21 protein-coding genes and 1 pseudogene are annotated in these 18,521 nt (G+C 45.5%); 13 read left to right on the top strand and 9 right to left on the bottom strand.

The window, feature by feature from the left end; genetic code table 11:
- Positions 1–7: 7 nt before the first annotated feature.
- Together V6D44_RS09050 and V6D44_RS09055 are read right to left on the bottom strand one after the other, a co-directional pair.
- On the bottom strand, positions 8–706 hold the full coding sequence (locus tag V6D44_RS09050) for a zinc ribbon domain-containing protein (protein WP_087991165.1): 699 nt from the start codon (positions 704–706) through the stop codon (positions 8–10).
- A gap of 141 nt (positions 707–847) precedes the next feature.
- A complete protein-coding gene (locus tag V6D44_RS09055; RefSeq protein WP_087991164.1) occupies positions 848–1,462 on the bottom strand; it encodes a PH domain-containing protein in 615 nt (204 codons plus the stop codon).
- A gap of 124 nt (positions 1,463–1,586) precedes the next feature.
- Here V6D44_RS09055 and V6D44_RS21085 point away from each other — a divergent pair.
- Positions 1,587–1,875: pseudogene (locus V6D44_RS21085) on the top strand (MarC family protein); the annotation flags it as partial.
- 19 nt (positions 1,876–1,894) lie between these two features.
- Here V6D44_RS21085 and V6D44_RS09060 read toward each other — a convergent pair.
- Positions 1,895–2,452 (bottom strand): GbsR/MarR family transcriptional regulator, encoded by a 558-nt coding sequence (locus tag V6D44_RS09060; protein WP_087991163.1) that lies wholly within the window; start codon positions 2,450–2,452, stop codon positions 1,895–1,897.
- Between the two features lie 263 nt (positions 2,453–2,715).
- Between V6D44_RS09060 and opuCA the strand changes: the two genes are divergently transcribed.
- Genes opuCA through opuCD form a run of 4 tightly spaced genes read left to right on the top strand, consistent with a single transcriptional unit; the run spans position 2,716 to position 6,148 of the window.
- The gene (gene opuCA, locus V6D44_RS09065; protein ID WP_202328017.1) at positions 2,716–3,855 is read left to right on the top strand and encodes an osmoprotectant ABC transporter ATP-binding protein OpuCA; all 1,140 of its coding nucleotides are present in this window, start codon (positions 2,716–2,718) and stop codon (positions 3,853–3,855) included.
- 22 nt (positions 3,856–3,877) lie between these two features.
- Positions 3,878–4,531: a glycine betaine/carnitine/choline/choline sulfate ABC transporter permease OpuCB gene (gene opuCB, locus V6D44_RS09070; protein WP_087991162.1), complete on the top strand. Its 654-nt coding sequence runs from the start codon at positions 3,878–3,880 to the stop codon at positions 4,529–4,531.
- 13 nt (positions 4,532–4,544) lie between these two features.
- Positions 4,545–5,462, top strand: coding sequence for an osmoprotectant ABC transporter substrate-binding lipoprotein OpuCC (gene opuCC / locus V6D44_RS09075; protein ID WP_202328018.1), 918 nt, complete (start codon positions 4,545–4,547; stop codon positions 5,460–5,462).
- A gap of 17 nt (positions 5,463–5,479) precedes the next feature.
- Positions 5,480–6,148, top strand: a complete 669-nt coding sequence (gene opuCD, locus V6D44_RS09080) for a glycine betaine/carnitine/choline/choline sulfate ABC transporter permease OpuCD (RefSeq protein WP_087991160.1) — start codon at positions 5,480–5,482, stop codon at positions 6,146–6,148.
- Positions 6,149–6,182: 34 nt separating this feature from the next.
- Here opuCD and V6D44_RS09085 read toward each other — a convergent pair whose 3' ends face one another.
- A complete protein-coding gene (locus V6D44_RS09085; RefSeq protein WP_087991159.1) occupies positions 6,183–6,716 on the bottom strand; it encodes a GbsR/MarR family transcriptional regulator in 534 nt (177 codons plus the stop codon).
- 284 nt (positions 6,717–7,000) lie between these two features.
- On the opposite strand from V6D44_RS09085, the gene opuBA reads away from it, so the two are divergent.
- The 4 genes from opuBA to opuBD are packed head-to-tail and all read left to right on the top strand — an operon-like array spanning position 7,001 to position 10,443.
- Entirely contained in the window at positions 7,001–8,146 is a 1,146-nt protein-coding gene (gene opuBA / locus V6D44_RS09090) for a choline ABC transporter ATP-binding protein OpuBA (protein ID WP_202328021.1), read from the top strand.
- A gap of 14 nt (positions 8,147–8,160) precedes the next feature.
- Positions 8,161–8,814: a choline ABC transporter permease OpuBB gene (gene opuBB / locus V6D44_RS09095; RefSeq protein WP_148962770.1), complete on the top strand. Its 654-nt coding sequence runs from the start codon at positions 8,161–8,163 to the stop codon at positions 8,812–8,814.
- Positions 8,815–8,825: 11 nt separating this feature from the next.
- Entirely contained in the window at positions 8,826–9,746 is a 921-nt protein-coding gene (gene opuBC / locus V6D44_RS09100; RefSeq protein WP_087991156.1) for a choline ABC transporter substrate-binding lipoprotein OpuBC, read from the top strand.
- 16 nt (positions 9,747–9,762) lie between these two features.
- Complete coding sequence (gene opuBD / locus V6D44_RS09105; protein ID WP_087991155.1) at positions 9,763–10,443, top strand: choline ABC transporter permease OpuBD; 681 nt, start codon at positions 9,763–9,765, stop codon at positions 10,441–10,443.
- 42 nt (positions 10,444–10,485) lie between these two features.
- Here the strand turns inward: opuBD and V6D44_RS09110 are convergent, their stop codons facing one another.
- The 4 genes from V6D44_RS09110 to rghR form a co-directional block, all read right to left on the bottom strand.
- Complete coding sequence (locus V6D44_RS09110; protein WP_202328022.1) at positions 10,486–12,186, bottom strand: methyl-accepting chemotaxis protein; 1,701 nt, start codon at positions 12,184–12,186, stop codon at positions 10,486–10,488.
- A gap of 131 nt (positions 12,187–12,317) precedes the next feature.
- On the bottom strand, positions 12,318–12,644 hold the full coding sequence (catR, locus tag V6D44_RS09115) for a catDE operon transcriptional regulator CatR (RefSeq protein WP_003220037.1): 327 nt from the start codon (positions 12,642–12,644) through the stop codon (positions 12,318–12,320).
- A gap of 93 nt (positions 12,645–12,737) precedes the next feature.
- Positions 12,738–13,157: a helix-turn-helix domain-containing protein gene (locus tag V6D44_RS09120; protein ID WP_148962775.1), complete on the bottom strand. Its 420-nt coding sequence runs from the start codon at positions 13,155–13,157 to the stop codon at positions 12,738–12,740.
- Positions 13,158–13,185: 28 nt separating this feature from the next.
- Entirely contained in the window at positions 13,186–13,593 is a 408-nt protein-coding gene (gene rghR, locus V6D44_RS09125; RefSeq protein WP_087991152.1) for a transcriptional repressor RghR, read from the bottom strand.
- Positions 13,594–13,745: 152 nt separating this feature from the next.
- Here rghR and V6D44_RS09130 point away from each other — a divergent pair, with 152 nt between their 5' ends.
- Entirely contained in the window at positions 13,746–13,979 is a 234-nt protein-coding gene (locus tag V6D44_RS09130; RefSeq protein WP_213398640.1) for a helix-turn-helix domain-containing protein, read from the top strand.
- Between the two features lie 39 nt (positions 13,980–14,018).
- On the opposite strand, the gene V6D44_RS09135 is transcribed toward V6D44_RS09130, so the two are convergent.
- Positions 14,019–14,789, bottom strand: coding sequence for an alpha/beta fold hydrolase (locus V6D44_RS09135; RefSeq protein ID WP_333516419.1), 771 nt, complete (start codon positions 14,787–14,789; stop codon positions 14,019–14,021).
- A 149-nt stretch (positions 14,790–14,938) separates the two neighbouring features.
- Here V6D44_RS09135 and secG point away from each other — a divergent pair, with 149 nt between their 5' ends.
- The 3 genes from secG (at position 14,939) to rnr (ending at position 18,401) form a co-directional block, all read left to right on the top strand.
- A complete protein-coding gene (gene secG / locus V6D44_RS09140; RefSeq protein ID WP_003220028.1) occupies positions 14,939–15,169 on the top strand; it encodes a preprotein translocase subunit SecG in 231 nt (76 codons plus the stop codon).
- A gap of 133 nt (positions 15,170–15,302) precedes the next feature.
- Entirely contained in the window at positions 15,303–16,043 is a 741-nt protein-coding gene (locus V6D44_RS09145; RefSeq protein ID WP_141113388.1) for an alpha/beta hydrolase, read from the top strand.
- An 18-nt stretch (positions 16,044–16,061) separates the two neighbouring features.
- Entirely contained in the window at positions 16,062–18,401 is a 2,340-nt protein-coding gene (rnr, locus tag V6D44_RS09150; protein ID WP_333516420.1) for a ribonuclease R, read from the top strand.
- Positions 18,402–18,521: the final 120 nt, after the last annotated feature.

Consider the following 18,521-nt stretch of genomic DNA (forward strand, 5'->3'; position numbering starts at 1 on the left):
TTGTTTTTTAAAAGAATATGTAACGGAAAATCTCTTTCATATAGTGTTCGATCATAAGCTGGAATGTAACGCAGGTGATCAGATAAATCACAATCGTTGAGTAAATGATATCAATCTTTCCTTTATATGAATGCTGGTAACTGCTCAGCATCGCAGGAGGAATGGCGAAGAATGCGCCAATTAAACCAACGGCTAATATGGTAAAGCAAATGTCTGTATGCAATAAAAAGAATAAAAGGGCAAGAACCAAAATAGCTGTAAACGGAATGAGAAACGCGCCAAATCTGGAAAATGAATCTTTGAAAGATACTTGGTTTCCCGCGATTTTCAAGGCGAAAAAGATCAATGCATGCAAAAAGAAAAGAAACAGGGCAAAATAAATGGTTGGCTCTAAAAAGATTGCTGTAAAGCTTACGCTGCCGGGACCGTCTGAAAAAAGAATATAAAACATCAAAGGGGTCAGCAAACTGAACAGAACCATCGTAATAATCGCGCTGACCAGCTGTTCGCCGCCCGTTGTTTTACATTCCTGATAAGGGCGTTTCAGGACGGCCAAAACAAATGAACCGAACTGTTTTGCCGCTTGCTTTGCAGCGGCTCCAGTTTGAGCTGCCTGCTGCTGGCCTGACTGACCGGGGAGCGGTGATCCGCATTTCTCACAAAACTTTCCGCCATCTGTTTGATGGCCGCATTGAGGACAATACATAAAATAACTCCTTTACCTGTAATATAGGGAAAATAGACTAATAGTTTTATTATAAAAGAAAAATGTAGTAAAGTAACCAGTATTCATACAAAAATGCCACAAAAAAGACACGAGCCTAATAGAAGCCGTGTCTTTTTTATGCTAGTTATTAATATATTTCTCAAATACATCTCCAAAATCCTTAATATGATACTGCGAGCGAACGGATGTCAGCCAAGTGAAACCGAATTCGGTCAGCTCTTTATATTGCGTTTCAAGATTGACGTGTTCGGGGCGGGTGTGGTGAAGAATTGTCACGGCTTTATCCAAGCTTTGTTCCGCCTGATTGATTAAAATATCATTTTCATAAGTTGTTTCAGCAATCCGAAGCAGTGCTTTATATAGATCTTTTAACTTTTCAATTTGGTCTTTGTGCACATCGATGTCGAATTTTTCCGCGCCCAGTTTAAATTTAATCTCAACATCTAGATCGACTTTTCCCGCGGTTTCCAGAAAGACATCAGAAATTTTGAATTGAGAGTAAGGATAGCGTTTTAACGTTCGTTTTGAGGAAGTGGCGCGTTCGCCGTCTACATGGATCAGAGCTAGATTCGTAAAGCAGTATTCGTCTGCTTTCGTTTTAATCAAGAAATATATTTTTTCATTGTCTTCATGCATGACATAGTCATCAGCATCTGTCTTGTCATAATCCTGAGGTTCGATAATTTTTCCGATATCAGATAAGCCCAGTGCATCTGCTGCAATTTTTTTGAACATCTGTATACGTCCTTCCTAGTCAATTTGTCACTTCATTGTAGCATGGAGTGTTTCTGGCAGGCTACAAACGTTTTATACGTAACGGGCGGCATATTTCATTAATTATCTATTGAATGTCTCTCCTCATGATAAACATAAGGAAAGCAAGGGAAAAGCGGATAGGTCAGTCGCGCCTCTATCTAATCCGATTATCGCAGATGCCGTCACGAGTGTGCGTCATGATCCATAGCGCCAGGCTTAGCAACGTTATTCTTGATCTCGTTGTGATGGTCGGCATAGCCCCTTTTTTCACTATTCTTCTTTCATTGAATAGCAAACTCGGGAAAATAGAGATGAATGTCATTACCAGACTGATGGGATTCATCTTAGCGGAAGTGATGATCGGTGCAGGGCTGAAAGACATGTTTTCGATACATTCAAAAAGCAGTTCCCTTACTTGCGGGAGCTGCTTTCTATTGCTTTCGGCACGTATTGAAACACTTCTTCACTTTCAAAAAAATCAATTAAGCGGCTCACCCAGTCATAGTAATTGAGCCATTCTCTTAATTCATGTAATAGCTGGTTGACTTTCTCCTCAGTCTCAGGGGTAAGCCCGTCCTTTTGCAAAAGATCAGTCAGCTCCCGGTTTAATTTTTTATACAGTACTTTGTTTTTACTCACGACCTTAGTCCAGTTCGCCGCAAATAAAGAAATGAAGGTTTGATAATAATCCTGCTCAACGTCGTAAAGATCTTTTCTTACCCCTTTTTCAAACACCTTTTCGGCAATATTGGCATCAATCATTTCACGGACCACTTGGCTCATCCGTGTTTTGCTCATGCCTGTTGCCTCTGACAGCTCGCTTAACGTCATCGGTTTTCGATTCATATAAATAATCCCAAGCACACGTCCGACAGTGGAAGGCATGCCAAACGTCTGCATATTTTCGGCAATCTTCTCAATGAGATGCTCTTCAGCATGTTCAATGATGTCGAGAGCAGTTTTTTCCACAGCTGATCATCCCTTCAAATGGCAATTGATGGAGTCAATATATCATATTTCTGCCAGTTGTTGAAAATAGCTGAATGCAGAGAAAGAGGGAGGTATCCGGCGTAATTGTAAGAACTCCCTTTACGCCTTCGTCATAACAATAAATAATCTGTAAATAACATATAATTTCAACACATTATAAACTTTTTATTTTATAAAGTTCAAACTATAATAAAGGTTATACTTTTCAGAAAATTTATAAGGAACCTGCGGAGGTGCACGGATTGCTGAAATTGGAACAAGTGTCAAAAGTATATAAGGGCGGCAAAAAAGCTGTGAACTGCGTTGATTTAGATATTGCCAAAGGTGAGTTTGTCTGTTTTATCGGCCCGAGCGGCTGCGGAAAAACGACGACGATGAAAATGATCAACAGATTGATAGAGCCATCGTCAGGAAAGATCTTTATCGATGGAGAAAATATGATGGAACAGGACCCGGTAGAACTGAGGAGAAAAATCGGCTATGTCATTCAGCAGATTGGTTTGTTCCCTCACATGACCATCCAGCAGAATATCTCACTCGTGCCGAAACTGCTGAAATGGCCTGAAGAAAAACGGAAAGAACGGGCGAGAGAGCTGTTAAAGCTTGTGGATATGGGCCCGGAATATTTAGACCGTTATCCCCATGAGCTCAGCGGCGGACAGCAGCAAAGAATCGGAGTGCTGCGCGCACTGGCTGCGGAACCCCCTCTCATTTTAATGGATGAACCGTTCGGAGCGCTTGATCCGATTACACGTGATTCCCTTCAGGAAGAATTCAAAAAACTGCAGAGAACCTTAAACAAAACGATTGTGTTTGTCACACACGATATGGATGAAGCGATTAAGCTTGCTGACAGGATCGTGATTTTAAAAGCGGGCGAAATCGTTCAAGTCGGTACGCCTGATGAGATTCTCCGAAACCCGGCCAATGAATTTGTTGAAGAGTTTATCGGGAAAGAACGCCTGATCCAGTCAAGGCCGGATATCGAGCGGGTGGAGCAAATGATGAACAGAACGCCTGTGACGATATCAGCTGACAAAACGCTTTCCCAGGCGATTCAGCTGATGAGAGAAAAACGTGTCGATTCGCTGCTTGTTGTAGACAAACAAAATGTGCTGAAGGGCTATGTTGATGTGGAAATGATTGATCAAAACCGCAAAAAAGCGAGCGTCGTTGGCGAAGTATACCGCTCGGATATGTATACCGTACAAAAAGGGGCGCTTCTGCGCGATACGGTCCGTAAGATCCTGAAGCAGGGAATTAAATATGTTCCGGTGGTGGATGAACAGAACCATTTAGCTGGCATTGTGACAAGAGCGAGCCTTGTTGATATCGTGTACGATTCCATATGGGGCGAGGAAGACCAGCTCATGACGATCTGACCAGGGAAGGAGCTCTTTTAAGATGAATCAAATGATGACTTTTTTGCAAACGAATGGCGGAGAGCTGCTGTATAAAACAGGAGAGCATATATATATTTCACTCATTGCTGTTGTATTGGGAATTATCGTTGCGGTGCCGCTCGGCGTTGCACTTACTAGAATGAAAAAAGGCGCAGGCGCGATTATAGGTGTCGTCAACATTGTGCAAACCCTGCCGAGTTTGGCGATTTTAGCCTTTTTTATTCCGCTTCTCGGTGTAGGGAAAGTGCCTGCGATTGTCGCTTTATTTTTCTATTCGGTGCTGCCGATCCTGCGCAATACGTATACAGGCATCAAAGGTGTAAACAAAAATCTGCTGGAATCGGGAAAGGGGATCGGCATGACCGGCTGGGAGCAGATTCGGCTCGTCGAAATCCCGCTGGCGATTCCGATCATTATGGCGGGAATCCGTACGTCAACGATCTACTTAATCGGCTGGGCGACACTTGCGTCGTTTATCGGGGGCGGCGGTCTCGGTGACTACATTTTTATCGGCCTGAACCTGTATCAGCCTGAATATATCATTGGCGGCGCCGTCCCGGTCACGATCCTGGCGATTATCATTGATTATGTGCTGGCTGTGACAGAACGGAAGGTGACGCCGAAAGGACTGCAAGGGATGAAGGAAGTTTCGTAAGGAGTTGGCTCTGTTGAAAACGAAAAAAATCAAATGGCTAGGCGCGTTCGCTCTCGCCTTTGTCCTGCTGCTTGGCGGCTGTTCTCTGCCGGGACTTGGCGGCGCTTCAGACGATACGATCAAAATCGGGGCGCAAAGCATGACAGAATCAGAAATTTTAGCGAATATGATCGCGCAGCTTATTGAACATGATACCGATTTGAATACCGCTTTAGTGAAAAACCTCGGGTCCAACTATGTTCAGCACCAAGCGATGCTCGGCGGTGATGTTGATATTTCTGCCACGCGCTATTCCGGGACGGATTTAACAAGCACCCTCGGCAAGGAAGCGGAGAAAGACCCGGAAAAAGCGCTGAACATCGTGCAGAACGAATTTGAAAAGCGCTTTTCCTATAAATGGTTTGATTCCTATGGGTTTGAAAACACATATGCTTTTACCGTGACAAAAACGTTTGCGGAAAAGGAGCATCTCAACACCGTGTCTGACCTGAAAAAAAATGCTTCCCAATATAAACTGGGCGTCGACAATGCCTGGCTGAAACGAAAAGGCGACGGATATAAAGGCTTTGTCAGCACGTATGGCTTTGAATTCGGCACAACCTATCCGATGCAGATCGGGCTTGTCTATGACGCGGTGAAAAACGGGAAAATGGATGCTGTTCTTGCCTATTCAACGGATGGACGGATTAAAGCCTATGACCTGAAAATCTTAACAGACGATAAGCGGTTTTTCCCGCCGTATGACTGTTCACCGGTGATTCCGGAAAAGGTGCTCAAGGAGCATCCGGAGCTTGAAGGTGTGATCAATAAGCTGATTGGGCAAATCGATACGGAAACGATGCAGGAGCTTAACTATGAAGTGGATGGCAAGCTGAAGGAGCCGTCTGTCGTAGCAAAGGAATTTTTAGAGAAACATCATTATTTTGAATAAGAAAAGAGGCGGATCATATGGAAGTACTACAGCAGCTTGGCACCTACTATTCGCAAAACGGCGGTTACGTGCTGCAGGAGTTTTACCGCCATTTTCTGATGTCGGTGTACGGCGTTTTGTTTGCGGCCATTGTTGGAATTCCGCTCGGCATCCTGATCGCCAGATACAGAATGTTAAGCGGGTGGATTTTTGCGGTGACGAACGTCATTCAGACGATCCCGGCCCTCGCCATGCTGGCCGTGCTGATGCTTGTCATGGGACTGGGCGCTAATACGGTGATATTGTCATTATTTCTGTATTCTCTTTTGCCGATTATCAGGAATACGTATACAGGGATTATCAGCATTGAACACGCCTATCTTGAATCCGGAAAAGCGATGGGAATGACGAAATTTCAAGTGCTGCGGATGGTCGAGCTTCCGCTTGCGCTTTCTGTCATTATGGCCGGCCTCCGCACCGCGCTTGTCATCGCCATCGGCATTACGGCCATCGGGACATTTGTCGGTGCAGGCGGACTCGGGGACATCATCGTCAGGGGATCAAACGCAACAAACGGTACCGCGATTATATTGGCGGGCGCGATCCCCACGGCTCTGATGGCGGTGATTGCCGATTTGGTCATGGGCTGGCTTGAACGCGCGTTAAGCCCGATTAAAAAGAAGAAAAAACTGGCCGGCGCCGCATAAGAAAAAACGCCTTGTGGAAAAAACAGGGCGTTTTTTACGGCTTCGGCACATATTTAAAAATCTCTTCGCTCTCAAAAAACTCAATCAAACGGCCGAGCCAATGATAATAATCGAGCCATTCCTTTAATTCCTTCAGCAGCTCATTCACTTTTTCTTCCGCTTCAGGGGTAAGCTCTTCGTCCAAGATGCTGAGCAGCTCCCGATTGAGTTTTTTATGCATCATTTTATTTTTGCTGACGACTTTGCTCCAAGTGGCTGTAAACAGCGTGATAAACGTTTGGTAGTAATCTTGCTCCACCTCATATAAATCTTTTCGCACGCCCTTTTCAAATACCTTCTCGGCAATGTTGGCATCAAGCATTTCCCGCACAACCTGGCTCATGCGAGTTTTGCTCATGCCGGTCGCTTCAGACAATTCGGTCAGCGTCATCGGTTTTCGATTCATATAAATAATGCCCAGCACACGTCCGACCGTAGAGGGCATTCCAAATGCATGCATGTTTTCCGCGATTCTTTCTACTAAATGGTCTTCAGCTTGTTCAATGATCGTTAACGGATCTTTCTCCAACGGTTTCAATCCTTTCAGCTAACAATTCCGATGTCAATATACCACATTTTTGATACGGCGGAAATGCTGTAACAAGAGAATTTGGCAGGAAATTGGAGCAATAAGGAGATCATTGCAGGTCAATGGGGGTAAATCAGCATTTATACATACTTTATAAACAATATGAACAAATTGTAAACTTTTTATTTTATAAACTTTATTCTATAATGGGAAGCATTCAATTGTCTGAAAAATTAAATATAAACTGAACGAATTGAATAAATTTAATTTTGGAGGTGCGATGTTTGCTGACATTAGAAAATGTCTCGAAAACATACAAGGGCGGCAAAAAAGCCGTGAATAACGTGAATCTTAAGATTGCAAAAGGCGAATTTATCTGTTTCATCGGCCCGAGCGGCTGCGGAAAAACGACAACAATGAAAATGATTAACCGATTAATTGAGCCTTCCGCCGGCAAGATTTTCATTGACGGCGAAAACATCATGGAACAGGACCCTGTCGAGCTTAGGCGTAAGATCGGCTATGTCATTCAGCAGATCGGCCTGTTTCCGCATATGACCATTCAGCAGAACATCTCACTTGTTCCTAAACTGCTGAAATGGCCTGAACAGCAGCGGAAAGAGCGGGCGCGTGAACTTCTGAAATTGGTCGATATGGGACCGGAATATTTGGACCGTTACCCTCATGAATTAAGCGGGGGACAGCAGCAGCGAATTGGTGTATTACGGGCACTTGCCGCGGAGCCGCCGCTTATCTTAATGGATGAACCGTTTGGGGCGCTCGACCCGATTACGAGGGATTCCCTTCAGGAAGAATTTAAAAAACTGCAAAAAACCTTACATAAAACCATCGTATTTGTTACCCACGATATGGATGAAGCGATTAAACTGGCAGACCGGATTGTGATTTTGAGAGCGGGAGAAATCGTTCAAGTTGGAACGCCCGATGACATTTTGAGAAATCCGGCTGATGAATTTGTTGAAGAATTTATCGGCAAGGAGCGGCTGATCCAGTCATCCAGCCCTGATGTTGAACGGGTTGACCAGATTATGAACACGCAGCCCGTGACGATCACCGCGGATAAAACGCTTTCTGAATCGATTCAGCTGATGAGGCAGAAGCGTGTCGATTCTTTGCTTGTCGTCGATGACGGGCATGTTCTCCAAGGCTATGTGGATGTTGAAATCATTGATCAATGCCGGAAAAAAGCCAATCTTGTAGGAGAGGTTTTACATGAAGACCTTTACACCGTATTGGGCGGCACATTGCTGCGCGACACGGTCCGCAAAATTTTAAAACGGGGTGTCAAATATGTCCCTGTTGTGGATGAAGACCGGCGCTTAATCGGAATTGTGACGAGAGCGAGTCTGGTCGACATTGTGTATGACTCCCTTTGGGGAGAAGAAAAGCAGCTCACGGTGTTGTCATAGGGAGGCGATAAGTCATGCATCATATTGTTCAATTTTTGCAAACCAACGGGGGAGAGCTCCTTTATAAAACATATGAGCATATCACGATATCGCTCATTGCTGTCATCTTAGGCGTAATCGTTGCCGTACCCCTCGGGGTTGTGCTTACCAGAATGAAGAAGGGGGCCGGCGCGATTATCGGTATTGTCAATATCATTCAAACGCTGCCGAGTCTGGCGATTCTCGCTTTTTTTATTCCGCTCTTAGGTGTCGGGAAAGTTCCGGCTATTGTGGCCTTGTTTTTCTATTCCGTTCTGCCGATTCTGCGCAACACGTATACCGGCATTCGCGGCGTCAACAAAAATCTGCTCGAGTCTGGTAAAGGCATCGGAATGACGCCGGCTGAACAAGTCCGTTTGGTGGAACTGCCGCTTGCCGCACCTGTCATCATGGCGGGAATCAGAACATCGACGATTTACTTAATCGGCTGGGCTACGCTTGCTTCCTTTATCGGAGGCGGCGGATTGGGGGATTACATTTTTATCGGACTGAATTTATATCAGCCGGAATATATCATTGGCGGCGCGGTGCCCGTCACAATATTGGCGATTGTGATAGATTATGTGCTGGCGGTGGCTGAACGAAAACTGACACCTGCCGGCATGCAGAGATTGAAGGAAGTTTCATAAGGAGGCGGCTCATGAAAAGAAAATATCTTAAATGGATGATCGGTTTAACGCTCGCAGCAATGATGACGTTGAGCGGCTGTTCGCTTCCGGGCCTCAGCGCCGCTTCAGACCAGACCATTAAGATCGGCGCGCAAAGCATGAGCGAATCAGAAATCATCGCCAGCATGCTTGGCCAGATGATCGAACACTATACTGATCTGAAAACAACAACCATTAAAAATCTCGGTTCCAACGCGGTGCAGCAGCAGGCCTTAATGAACGGGGAAATTGACATCGCGGCCACAAGATATACCGGAGACGCGCTGACAGGCACGCTGAGAATGGAACCGGAAAAAGATCCGGACAAAGCGCTGGCGCTGACACAGCGGGAGTTTAAAAAAAGATACGATTTAAAATGGTATGATTCCTACGGGTTTGATAATACGTACGTCTTTACGGTCAGCCAACAGCTTGCGGATCAATATCACTTAGAAACCGTATCAGACGTTAAAAAATGGGCGCCGCAATTAAAGCTGGGCGTTGATAACTATTGGATGAAGCTGAAGGGGAACGGCTATAAGGATTTTACAAAAACCTACGGCATGGCATTCGGCGGCACGTATCCCATGCAGATCGGGCTTGTGTATGATGCGGCGAAAAACGGAAAAATGGACATTGTGCTTGCATATTCCACGGACGGAAGAATCAAGTCCTATGGGCTCAAAATGCTAAAGGATGATAAACAATTTTTCCCTCCGTACGACTGCTCTCCGGTTGTTCCGGAACATGTCCTGAAAGAACATCCTGAACTAGAAGGCATCATCCAGAAAATGATCGGGAAAATCGGCACAGCCACGATGCAGGAGCTTAACTACGAAGTCGACGGCAATCTAAAAGAACCGTCTGTTGTTGCCAAGGAATATTTAGAAAAGCATCACTACTTCGAATCGTGAAAGGGGGACGAAGCCAATGAACGTGCTTGAACAGTTAATGACGTACTATGCGCAAAACGGCAGCTACGTCATGGAAGAATTCGGCCGACACTTTCTCATGTCGGCTTACGGCGTCTTGTTTGCCGCTGCCGTCGGAGTTCCGGCCGGAATCCTTATTGCGCATTTTCGCCGCTTGTCAGCTTGGGTGTTTGCCGTAACAAACGTTATTCAGACAATCCCGGCGCTTGCCATGCTGGCCGTCTTGATGCTTGTTATGGGGCTCGGCGCAAACACCGTGATTGTATCATTATTTCTGTATTCCCTCCTGCCGATTATCCGAAACACGTACACAGGCATTGTCAGCATTGAACACGCCTACTTAGAATCGGGAAAAGCGATGGGCATGACGAAATTTCAGGTTCTCCGGATGGTTGAGCTCCCGCTGGCGCTTTCTGTCATTATGGCAGGCTTGCGCACGGCTCTCGTCATTGCCATCGGGATTACAGCGATCGGCACATTTGTCGGCGCCGGGGGTCTCGGGGATATGATCGTCCGCGGATCAAACGCGACAAACGGAACTGCGATTATTCTCGCCGGCGCGATCCCGACTGCGGTGATGGCGGTAGGAGCAGATTTGATAATGGCCTGGCTGGAGCGGGCATTAAGTCCGGTCAAGAAAAAAAGAACCAGAGCGAAACGCGTTCAAACAGCGGCATAGAATAGAAAAAGAGGCTTGGATGACTCCAGCCTCTTTTTTTATTTAAATTGTAAACTGATCCATTTTCTCATTAAGCTTCTTCGCCAGCTGCTCAAGCTCTTCGGCATTCTGGAGCACTTGATCCATGGAGTGGGCGGATTGCTCGGTAATCGAAAATGTTTCTTCAATCCCTGCGGCCGACTCTTCAGATACAGAAGCGATATTTTCAATCGATTGGTTGATGGTAATTGATTGGTTTGTTAACTGCTTCAGGCCATCTGTTACTTCTTTAATGCTGTCTGCAACGTGAGTGACGGATTGTTTGATATGCTGCATAGCCTGGCCGGTGTCTGTCAGGTTCGCTGTTCCTCTTTCGACTTCTGTAAAGCTGCTTTCTAAGTATTCAATGACGATGTGGATTTCCTGCTGTGTGCCGCCTACAATCCGGGTAATATCCTGCACGGAATCAGAAACGCCGTCAGCCAGCTTTCTGACCTCTTCTGCCACAACGGCGAAGCCTTTGCCGCTTTCTCCCGCGCGGGCAGCTTCAATGGCGGCGTTAAGTGAAAGCAAATTCGTTTGCTCGGCAATGCCGTTGATGACCTGAACGAGCTTGTTGATATCCTGAGAATGCTGCTCCAGCGACTTCACTTTATGAACGGCTTCCTGAACGATATGATGGATGGTTTTCATTTGCTGCAATGACGTATCCATATTTGTGTTTCCGCTTACCGCGAGTTCGAGAACGTTTTGAGACGTATCGCTGATGGTCATGCCATGATTATAGGCTTTATCAATGCTTTCGGTGAATTCATTCATCGACTCGGCAATCGTCACGGCGTCTTGGGCCTGCTGTTCAGAGCCCTCAGCCATTTCGTTCATCGTTTCGGTAATATGTTTACTGCCGGATCTCGTTTCATTTGTTGCGTTTGCCAGTACTTGTGAAGAAGAAAGAACCCGGCTTGAGATTTCTTTGGAGTATCCGACAATATCTCTCAGATTAACGACCATTTTTTGCAGCGCTTCGTTCAGATCGCCCAGCTCGTCTTTTGAGTTGAGCGGCTCCATGTCATTCGACAGATCTCCCTCGGCAATATGATTGGCAGACTCCTTCATGCGAATGATAGGCTTTACAATGTTTCGAGTGATATAAAGCCAGATGACAATACTGATAATAATCGAAGCTGCCAGAAGCAAAGCAGTGTAAATAAGTCCTTTATGATAGACGTCCTTCGTTTCTTTTACAGCTGTGTTGCTGCCTTCTTTATTAAAGTCAACAAGCTGAGTGAGTGATTTTTTCATCTCCTCAAAGCTGGCTTCAGTCTGAACCAATAAACCTCTTGCTTTGTCCATATCATTCGTGCGGCCGCTTTCTATAATTTGCGCATGAATATCAGTATAGGTGTTCACTTCAGTTTGAAGCTGCTCGAACAGCTTTTGCTCTTTATCATTTGAAATCGTTTTTTCGTAGCTGTCTAGCTTATGTTTGATGTCTTCAAGAATCTGATTCATTTCTTGATCAAGCGTATCCATTTTGCTTTTTTCTGTGTAAATCAGAAAATCCTTTTCTTTAGAAGATAGGTGTTCGGTCAAATAATTAACCGATGTAATTTCCTTGATGCCGTCAATCCATTTTGTGTTGATTTCATCTGTCTTTTGAATGATATGCTGCATATTAAAAGCGCCTATTCCGCCTACAAGTAAGTTGATCAGGATCAGTGTCAAAAATACCAGGCTGAATTTGCGGGAAATCGTCAGTCGCATATAGTGGTCTCCTTTAAAAACGTAATGTGTGGTTGTACTATATATCGGCTGAGAAATCGTTTTTTCACCTGAAAATGAAAAATAAAAAAACGGTCCTTCTCTCGTCTTTGAGATCAGAACCGTTTTAGCAATTAGTCAAGAAAGGAAGGGTCAATCCAATCCGTCGCCCATTTTGAAATCTCACCCAAAATGGGGGCTAACGCCTTTCCTTTATCGGTCAATGAATATTCGATGCGAACCGGAGTTTCCGGGATGACATCCCGCTTCACTACTCCTTCAAGCTCAAGTTCTTTCAGCCGTTCTGACAGAACTCTGCCGCTTAGATTTGGAAGTGCTGCTTCAATTTCGCTAAATCGCTGCGACCCGTTCAAGAGCTGAAATACGATCAAAGCGACCCAGCGTTTACTCAAGATGTCGACTGCTTTTTCAAATCTAGGACACATTTCTGATTGGTTCATACTTTTCACCTCGTCTGTCACTATTATAACGCAAATAACGAGGGAAGGTATGCAAGCGTGATTGATAAAATGCATGAAGAGAGAAACAGGGGATTATGAAGAGGAGGCGCGCTTTTTCGCTTCCGAAGCTAAAAAATCAAAGTACTTGCTGAGATTTTCAATATCCTGCTTTGAGAGAAGTTCCCATTTTTTGCTGTTGAAAATCGGGAGGTGCTCCGCTCCGCGAGTGACAGCCGTCTGGTAAATGTCATAAACGGACTGATAGCTTTCCGAAGCTTCGCGGATTTCTTCTGGAAAGGCCCGTATATGGCCTGCGGCAGCCATCAGGTTTTCGTAGGGCACTTTCAGTACGGCCGCCAGTTTTTTTATGGTTGCAGGTTTTGGCGTGCCCCGCTTGCCGTTTTCAATTTTTGAAATGGTGGCCGAGCTGATGCCTGAGTACACCGCAAGCTGATTCACTGTCAGTTTGCGGGCGCGGCGCAGCTCCCGTAATTGCTGTCCGAATGGTGACATGGTGATCGCCTCGCATTTCTATCAAGAGTTAGTCATCAGCTGACCGTTTTTTGGCTTCGTCTGAAATAAACGAAAAATAATGATCCAGCATGAGCAGGTCTTCTTTATTGAGATACTGCCACTTTTCAGTCTCAAGAAGAGCAAGGTTTTTCAAGTCATAGGCCTCTGCTTTTTCAAGCAGCTTGCACTTCGTTTCATAAGGAGCCCTTGCTTCATGTGCTTCTTCGATGTAACCAGCCTTATACATAAGCCCTTCATAAGGAATTTTTAAAGCCTCCGCCAGCTTTTTGATAGTGGCGGGTTTTGGAACGCCCCGTTTGCCGTTTTCGATTCTGGAGATGCCGGCCGCGCTTACGCCTGAATAAGTTGCCAGCTGGTTGACTGTTAATTTTCTCTCTTCACGCAATGCCCGCAATTGTTCGCCAAAGTTTTCCATATGTCTCACCCCGTCCCTCACTGTTACTCATATTTTAGTATGTTTATTGACTAAAGGGAATAGGTAGGCTGGAAATGTATTGACAAAAGTTAACATAAGCCGTAATGTAAAAGTATAGAAAAAAGTATTTTCAAGAACGGAAGGTGAGGAAAGTGCCAGTAGAAAAGATACAGATTAGACGTGATTATGTCTTGCAGTATATGGTCAATAACAATTATTCCCTTAACCAGCTTGCGCTGGAAATCGGAGTCTCACCCGCCACACTGAGTCGCGTGCTGAATGGAGAAAGACGGCCGGGACAGCTAGTGATCGGTAAAATGCTTCACTATTTTAATTTGAAATTCGAGGATCTTTTTTACTATGATTTTGTTGACAAAAGTCAATAGAAGGTAGGAAACACAAGGAGATACCGAGCGTTTTCTATCCTAAGAATGATGTGTCAGCACAAACCCTGTCACCAGTTCGTTGCATGTTTTCCATTGTTTTGTCGGCAGCTGATGCCCCTGATATTCCAATCTGAAAAATTCGGCATGGCTGCAAGCTTTGCGGTAATAGCCTGAGGCGGGGAAGGTCCAGTCCCGCAGGCCGCCAAACATAAACAGCATCGGCATGTGTAAATGAGGCAGCTGTTCAATGCAGTTGTAACGGAGTGAATCCTGATAATATTGATGCCAATGAGCCAGGTCTGCTTTTTTCATATGGCCTGTCAATATGGCTCGAAGCTCTTTGTTTTTTGTGTGGCTTGCGGCGAGGATGCGAATGAGTAAACCGGCGTTTTTCTCGAGCAGATACATCCCAGTCTTGTGAATTTTCTCCCCGATTACGTTATGAACAGCAGGATAAGCGCCGGACAGAACAAGATGCGACACTTTGTCCGGGCGGGTAAAGCCGATGTGCTGCGCGATTAAGCCGCCGGCGGAATACCCGAATAACACAGCCTTATCAATGTGCAGAGCATCCATGAATTGCACGATCTCGTTTGCGTAATAAGAAATAGAAGCTGGCTGATTCGCATGATCGCTGTCACCGTGGCCGCTTAAATCGGGAAAAATCACCCTGAAATGCTCGGAGAGAAGGCGCTGATAATAAAAAACCTTGCGTCCCATGCCTGGCGGGTGGATAAAAATGATCGGAATTCCCTGTCCATATTCCTCATAATAAAGATGTTTTCTGCTGGCTATGCTGATAAGGGGCATTATTTTTCTCCTTTTGACTTTTTATATGAATAGGGTAACCAAGATAAAACGCCTTATCCCGTCTTTTGGCGTCTGATACAGCGTGACATGCCAACCCTTTTCATGTAAAATAGAAGTAATGTAGGCCAGTGAGTCTGGAGGTGTATGGGATGCACGCGGTTTTGATTACCTTATTGGTTATCGTCAGCATTGCACTTATTATTGTCGTTTTGCTTCAATCCAGTAAAAGCGCCGGATTGTCTGGTGCGATTTCAGGCGGAGCGGAGCAGCTCTTCGGGAAACAAAAAGCAAGAGGTCTTGATTTGATTTTGCACCGCATCACGGTTGTGCTGGCAGTCTTGTTTTTCGTGTTAACGATTGCGCTTGCTTATATCCTATAGGGCAATGTTTGTATAAGGTCTGATGTGAAGTCAGGCCTTTTTCACGTTTCTGGCTGATAAATTCAGAGCGTTTTTTTCTGATCAAACTGTGGAAAACTAAAATGATCGTGCAGATAGAAAGGGAGACATGAGCATGAAAGTTGTGACACCAAAACCATTTACATTTAAAGGCGGAGACAAAGCGGTGCTGTTGCTGCATGGCTTTACAGGAAATACAGCGGATGTCAGAATGCTGGGACGTTACTTGAATGAACGGGGCTATACGTGCCACGCGCCTCAATATGAAGGACATGGCGTACCTCCTGAAGAACTTGTACATACGGGGCCTGAAGACTGGTGGAAAAACGTCATGGACGGCTATGAATACTTAAAATCTGAAGGCTATGAGAGCATTGCTGCCTGCGGACTGTCGCTTGGCGGGGTTTTTTCGCTAAAATTGGGTTACACTGTACCCATAAAGGGAATTGTCCCAATGTGCGCGCCAATGCATATTAAGAGTGAAGAGGTCATGTACCAGGGCGTCCTTTCATACGCTCGCAATTACAAAAAATTCGAGGGGAAAAGCCCGGAGCAAATTGAAGAGGAAATGCAGGAATTCGAAAAAACGCCGATGAACACGCTCAAGGCGTTGCAAGAATTAATTGCCGATGTACGGAACAATGTCGATATGATTTATTCACCGACATTTGTGGTACAGGCCCGACATGATCACATGATTAATACAGATAGCGCCAATATGATTTACAACGAAGTGGAAACCGATGATAAACAGCTGAAATGGTACGAGGAATCAGGCCATGTCATTACGCTGGACAAAGAACGTGACCTCGTCCATCAGGATGTGTATGAATTTTTAGAGAAGATCGATTGGTAATGAACAGGAGGTTGGATAATGGGAAAAGAAGCATTTATGGATAAGCTTCTCTCGTTTATGAAGGAAGAGGCGTACAAGCCTCTGACCGTTCAAGAACTTGAGGAGATGTTAAATATTACGGAAGCCGAGGAGTTTAAAGAGCTCGTTAAAGCGTTAGTCGCCTTGGAAGACAAAGGGCTTATCGTACGAACGAGAAGCGACCGCTACGGCATTCCGGAGAAGATGAATTTAATAAAAGGAAAGATTTCAGCGCATGCAAAAGGATTCGCCTTTTTGCTGCCTGAGGATACATCGTTAAGCGATGTGTTTATTCCGCCTAATGAGCTGAATACAGCAATGAACGGCGATATCGTCATGGTTCGGCTAAATTCACAGTCAAACGGCTCCAGACAGGAAGGAACCGTCATCCGCATTTTAGAAAGAGCGATTCAGCGGGTTGTCGGTACGTATACAGAAACAAGAAACTTCGGCTTTGTCATTCCGGACGACAAAAAAATTACGAGTGACATCTTTATCCCGAAAAATGGGAAAAACGGAGCAGCGGAGGGGCATAAGGTTGTTGTCAAGCTGACAAGCTATCCAGAAGGCCGCATGAACGCAGAGGGCGAGGTTGAAACCATTCTCGGCCATAAAAATGATCCGGGCATTGATATTTTATCGGTCATTCATAAGCACGGCCTGCCGGGAGAATTTCCTGCCGACGCCATGGAACAGGCATCAAGTACGCCTGACACCATTGACGAAAAAGATCTGAAAGATCGCCGTGATCTTCGTGACCAGGTGATTGTCACCATTGACGGGGCGGACGCGAAGGATTTGGATGATGCGGTTACCGTGACGAAGCTTGATGACGGAAGCTATAAGCTTGGCGTTCACATTGCCGATGTCAGCCATTACGTAACCGAAAACTCGCCGATTGACAAAGAAGCGCTTGAAAGAGGGACGAGTGTGTATTTGGTTGACCGTGTCATCCCGATGATTCCGCACAGACTGTCAAACGGCATCTGTTCCTTAAATCCAAAGGTTGACCGCTTGACACTTTCTTGTGAAATGACCATTAACAGCCAAGGGCAGGTCACGGAGCATGAGATCTTCCAAAGTGTCATCAAAACAACGGAAAGAATGACGTATTCAGATGTGAATCAAATTCTTGTTGACGATGATGAAGAGCTGAAACAAAAATACGAGCCTCTTGTTCCAATGTTTAAAGACATGGAGCGCCTGGCTCAAATTCTGCGCGATAAGCGGATGAACCGCGGCGCCGTTGATTTTGATTTCAAAGAAGCAAAGGTGCTTGTCGATGACGAAGGAGCGGTTAAAGACGTTGTCATCAGAGAACGCTCAGTCGCGGAGAAGCTGATTGAAGAATTTATGCTTGTGGCGAACGAAACGGTAGCGGAGCATTTCCATTGGATGAACGTACCGTTTATATATCGGATCCACGAAGAGCCGAACGCTGAAAAGCTGCAAAAGTTTTTGGAATTCGTGACGACATTTGGCTATGTCGTGAAAGGAACGGCGGGAGATATTCATCCGCGCGCGCTGCAAAGCGTTCTGGACGCTGTGCGTGACAAACCTGAAGAAACAGTGATATCCACTGTCATGCTCCGTTCGATGAAACAGGCGAAATACGACCCGCAAAGCTTAGGGCACTTCGGTCTGTCAACGGAATTCTATACACATTTCACATCGCCGATCCGCCGTTACCCGGACTTAATCGTCCACCGTCTGATCAGAACGTACTTAATCAACGGCAAAGTCGATGAAGCGACACAGGAAAAGTGGGCTGAACGCCTGCCGGATATCGCCGAACATACATCAACAATGGAGCGCCGGGCTGTTGACGCCGAGCGTGAAACGGATGATCTGAAAAAAGCGGAATACATGCTGGATAAAATCGGTGAAGAGTTTGACGGCATGATCAGCTCTGTAACAAACTTCGGAATGTTCGTCGAGCTGCCGAATACAATCGAAGGACTCGTGCATGTCAGCTTTATGACAGATGACTACTACCGCTTTGACGAGCAGCATTTTGCAATGATCGGCGAGCGGACAGGCAACGTCTTCCGCATTGGAGATGAAATCACGGTCAAGGTGGTCGATGTCAATAAAGACGAGCGCAATATTGATTTTGAAATCGTCGGCATGAAAGGCTCTCCGCGTCGTCCAAGGGAACTGGACAGCAGCCAGAGCAGAAAACGCGGAAAGCCTGCCAGAAAACGCGTCCAAAGCACCAATTCACCTGTTTCTCCAGCTCCATCTGAGGAAAAAGGGGAATGGTTCACGAAGCCGAAGCCGAAAAAGAAAAAACGCGGCTTTCAAAACGCGCCGAAACAGAAACGGAAAAAGAAGAAATAACAGCTCAACCAGCAAATAGGGCCGCTGCGCTCTATTTGCTTTCTTTCGGAAACAGCTTTTCATTGTAGAGGTACGTGACATTTGGTAAAATAGAGCGTATCGCAAAAGGTGAACAGTTTT

Origin of the sequence: Bacillus sp. 0209A (assembly GCF_036765095.1) — a bacterium.
In the GTDB taxonomy this organism is placed as follows: domain Bacteria; phylum Bacillota; class Bacilli; order Bacillales; family Bacillaceae; genus Bacillus; species Bacillus subtilis_G.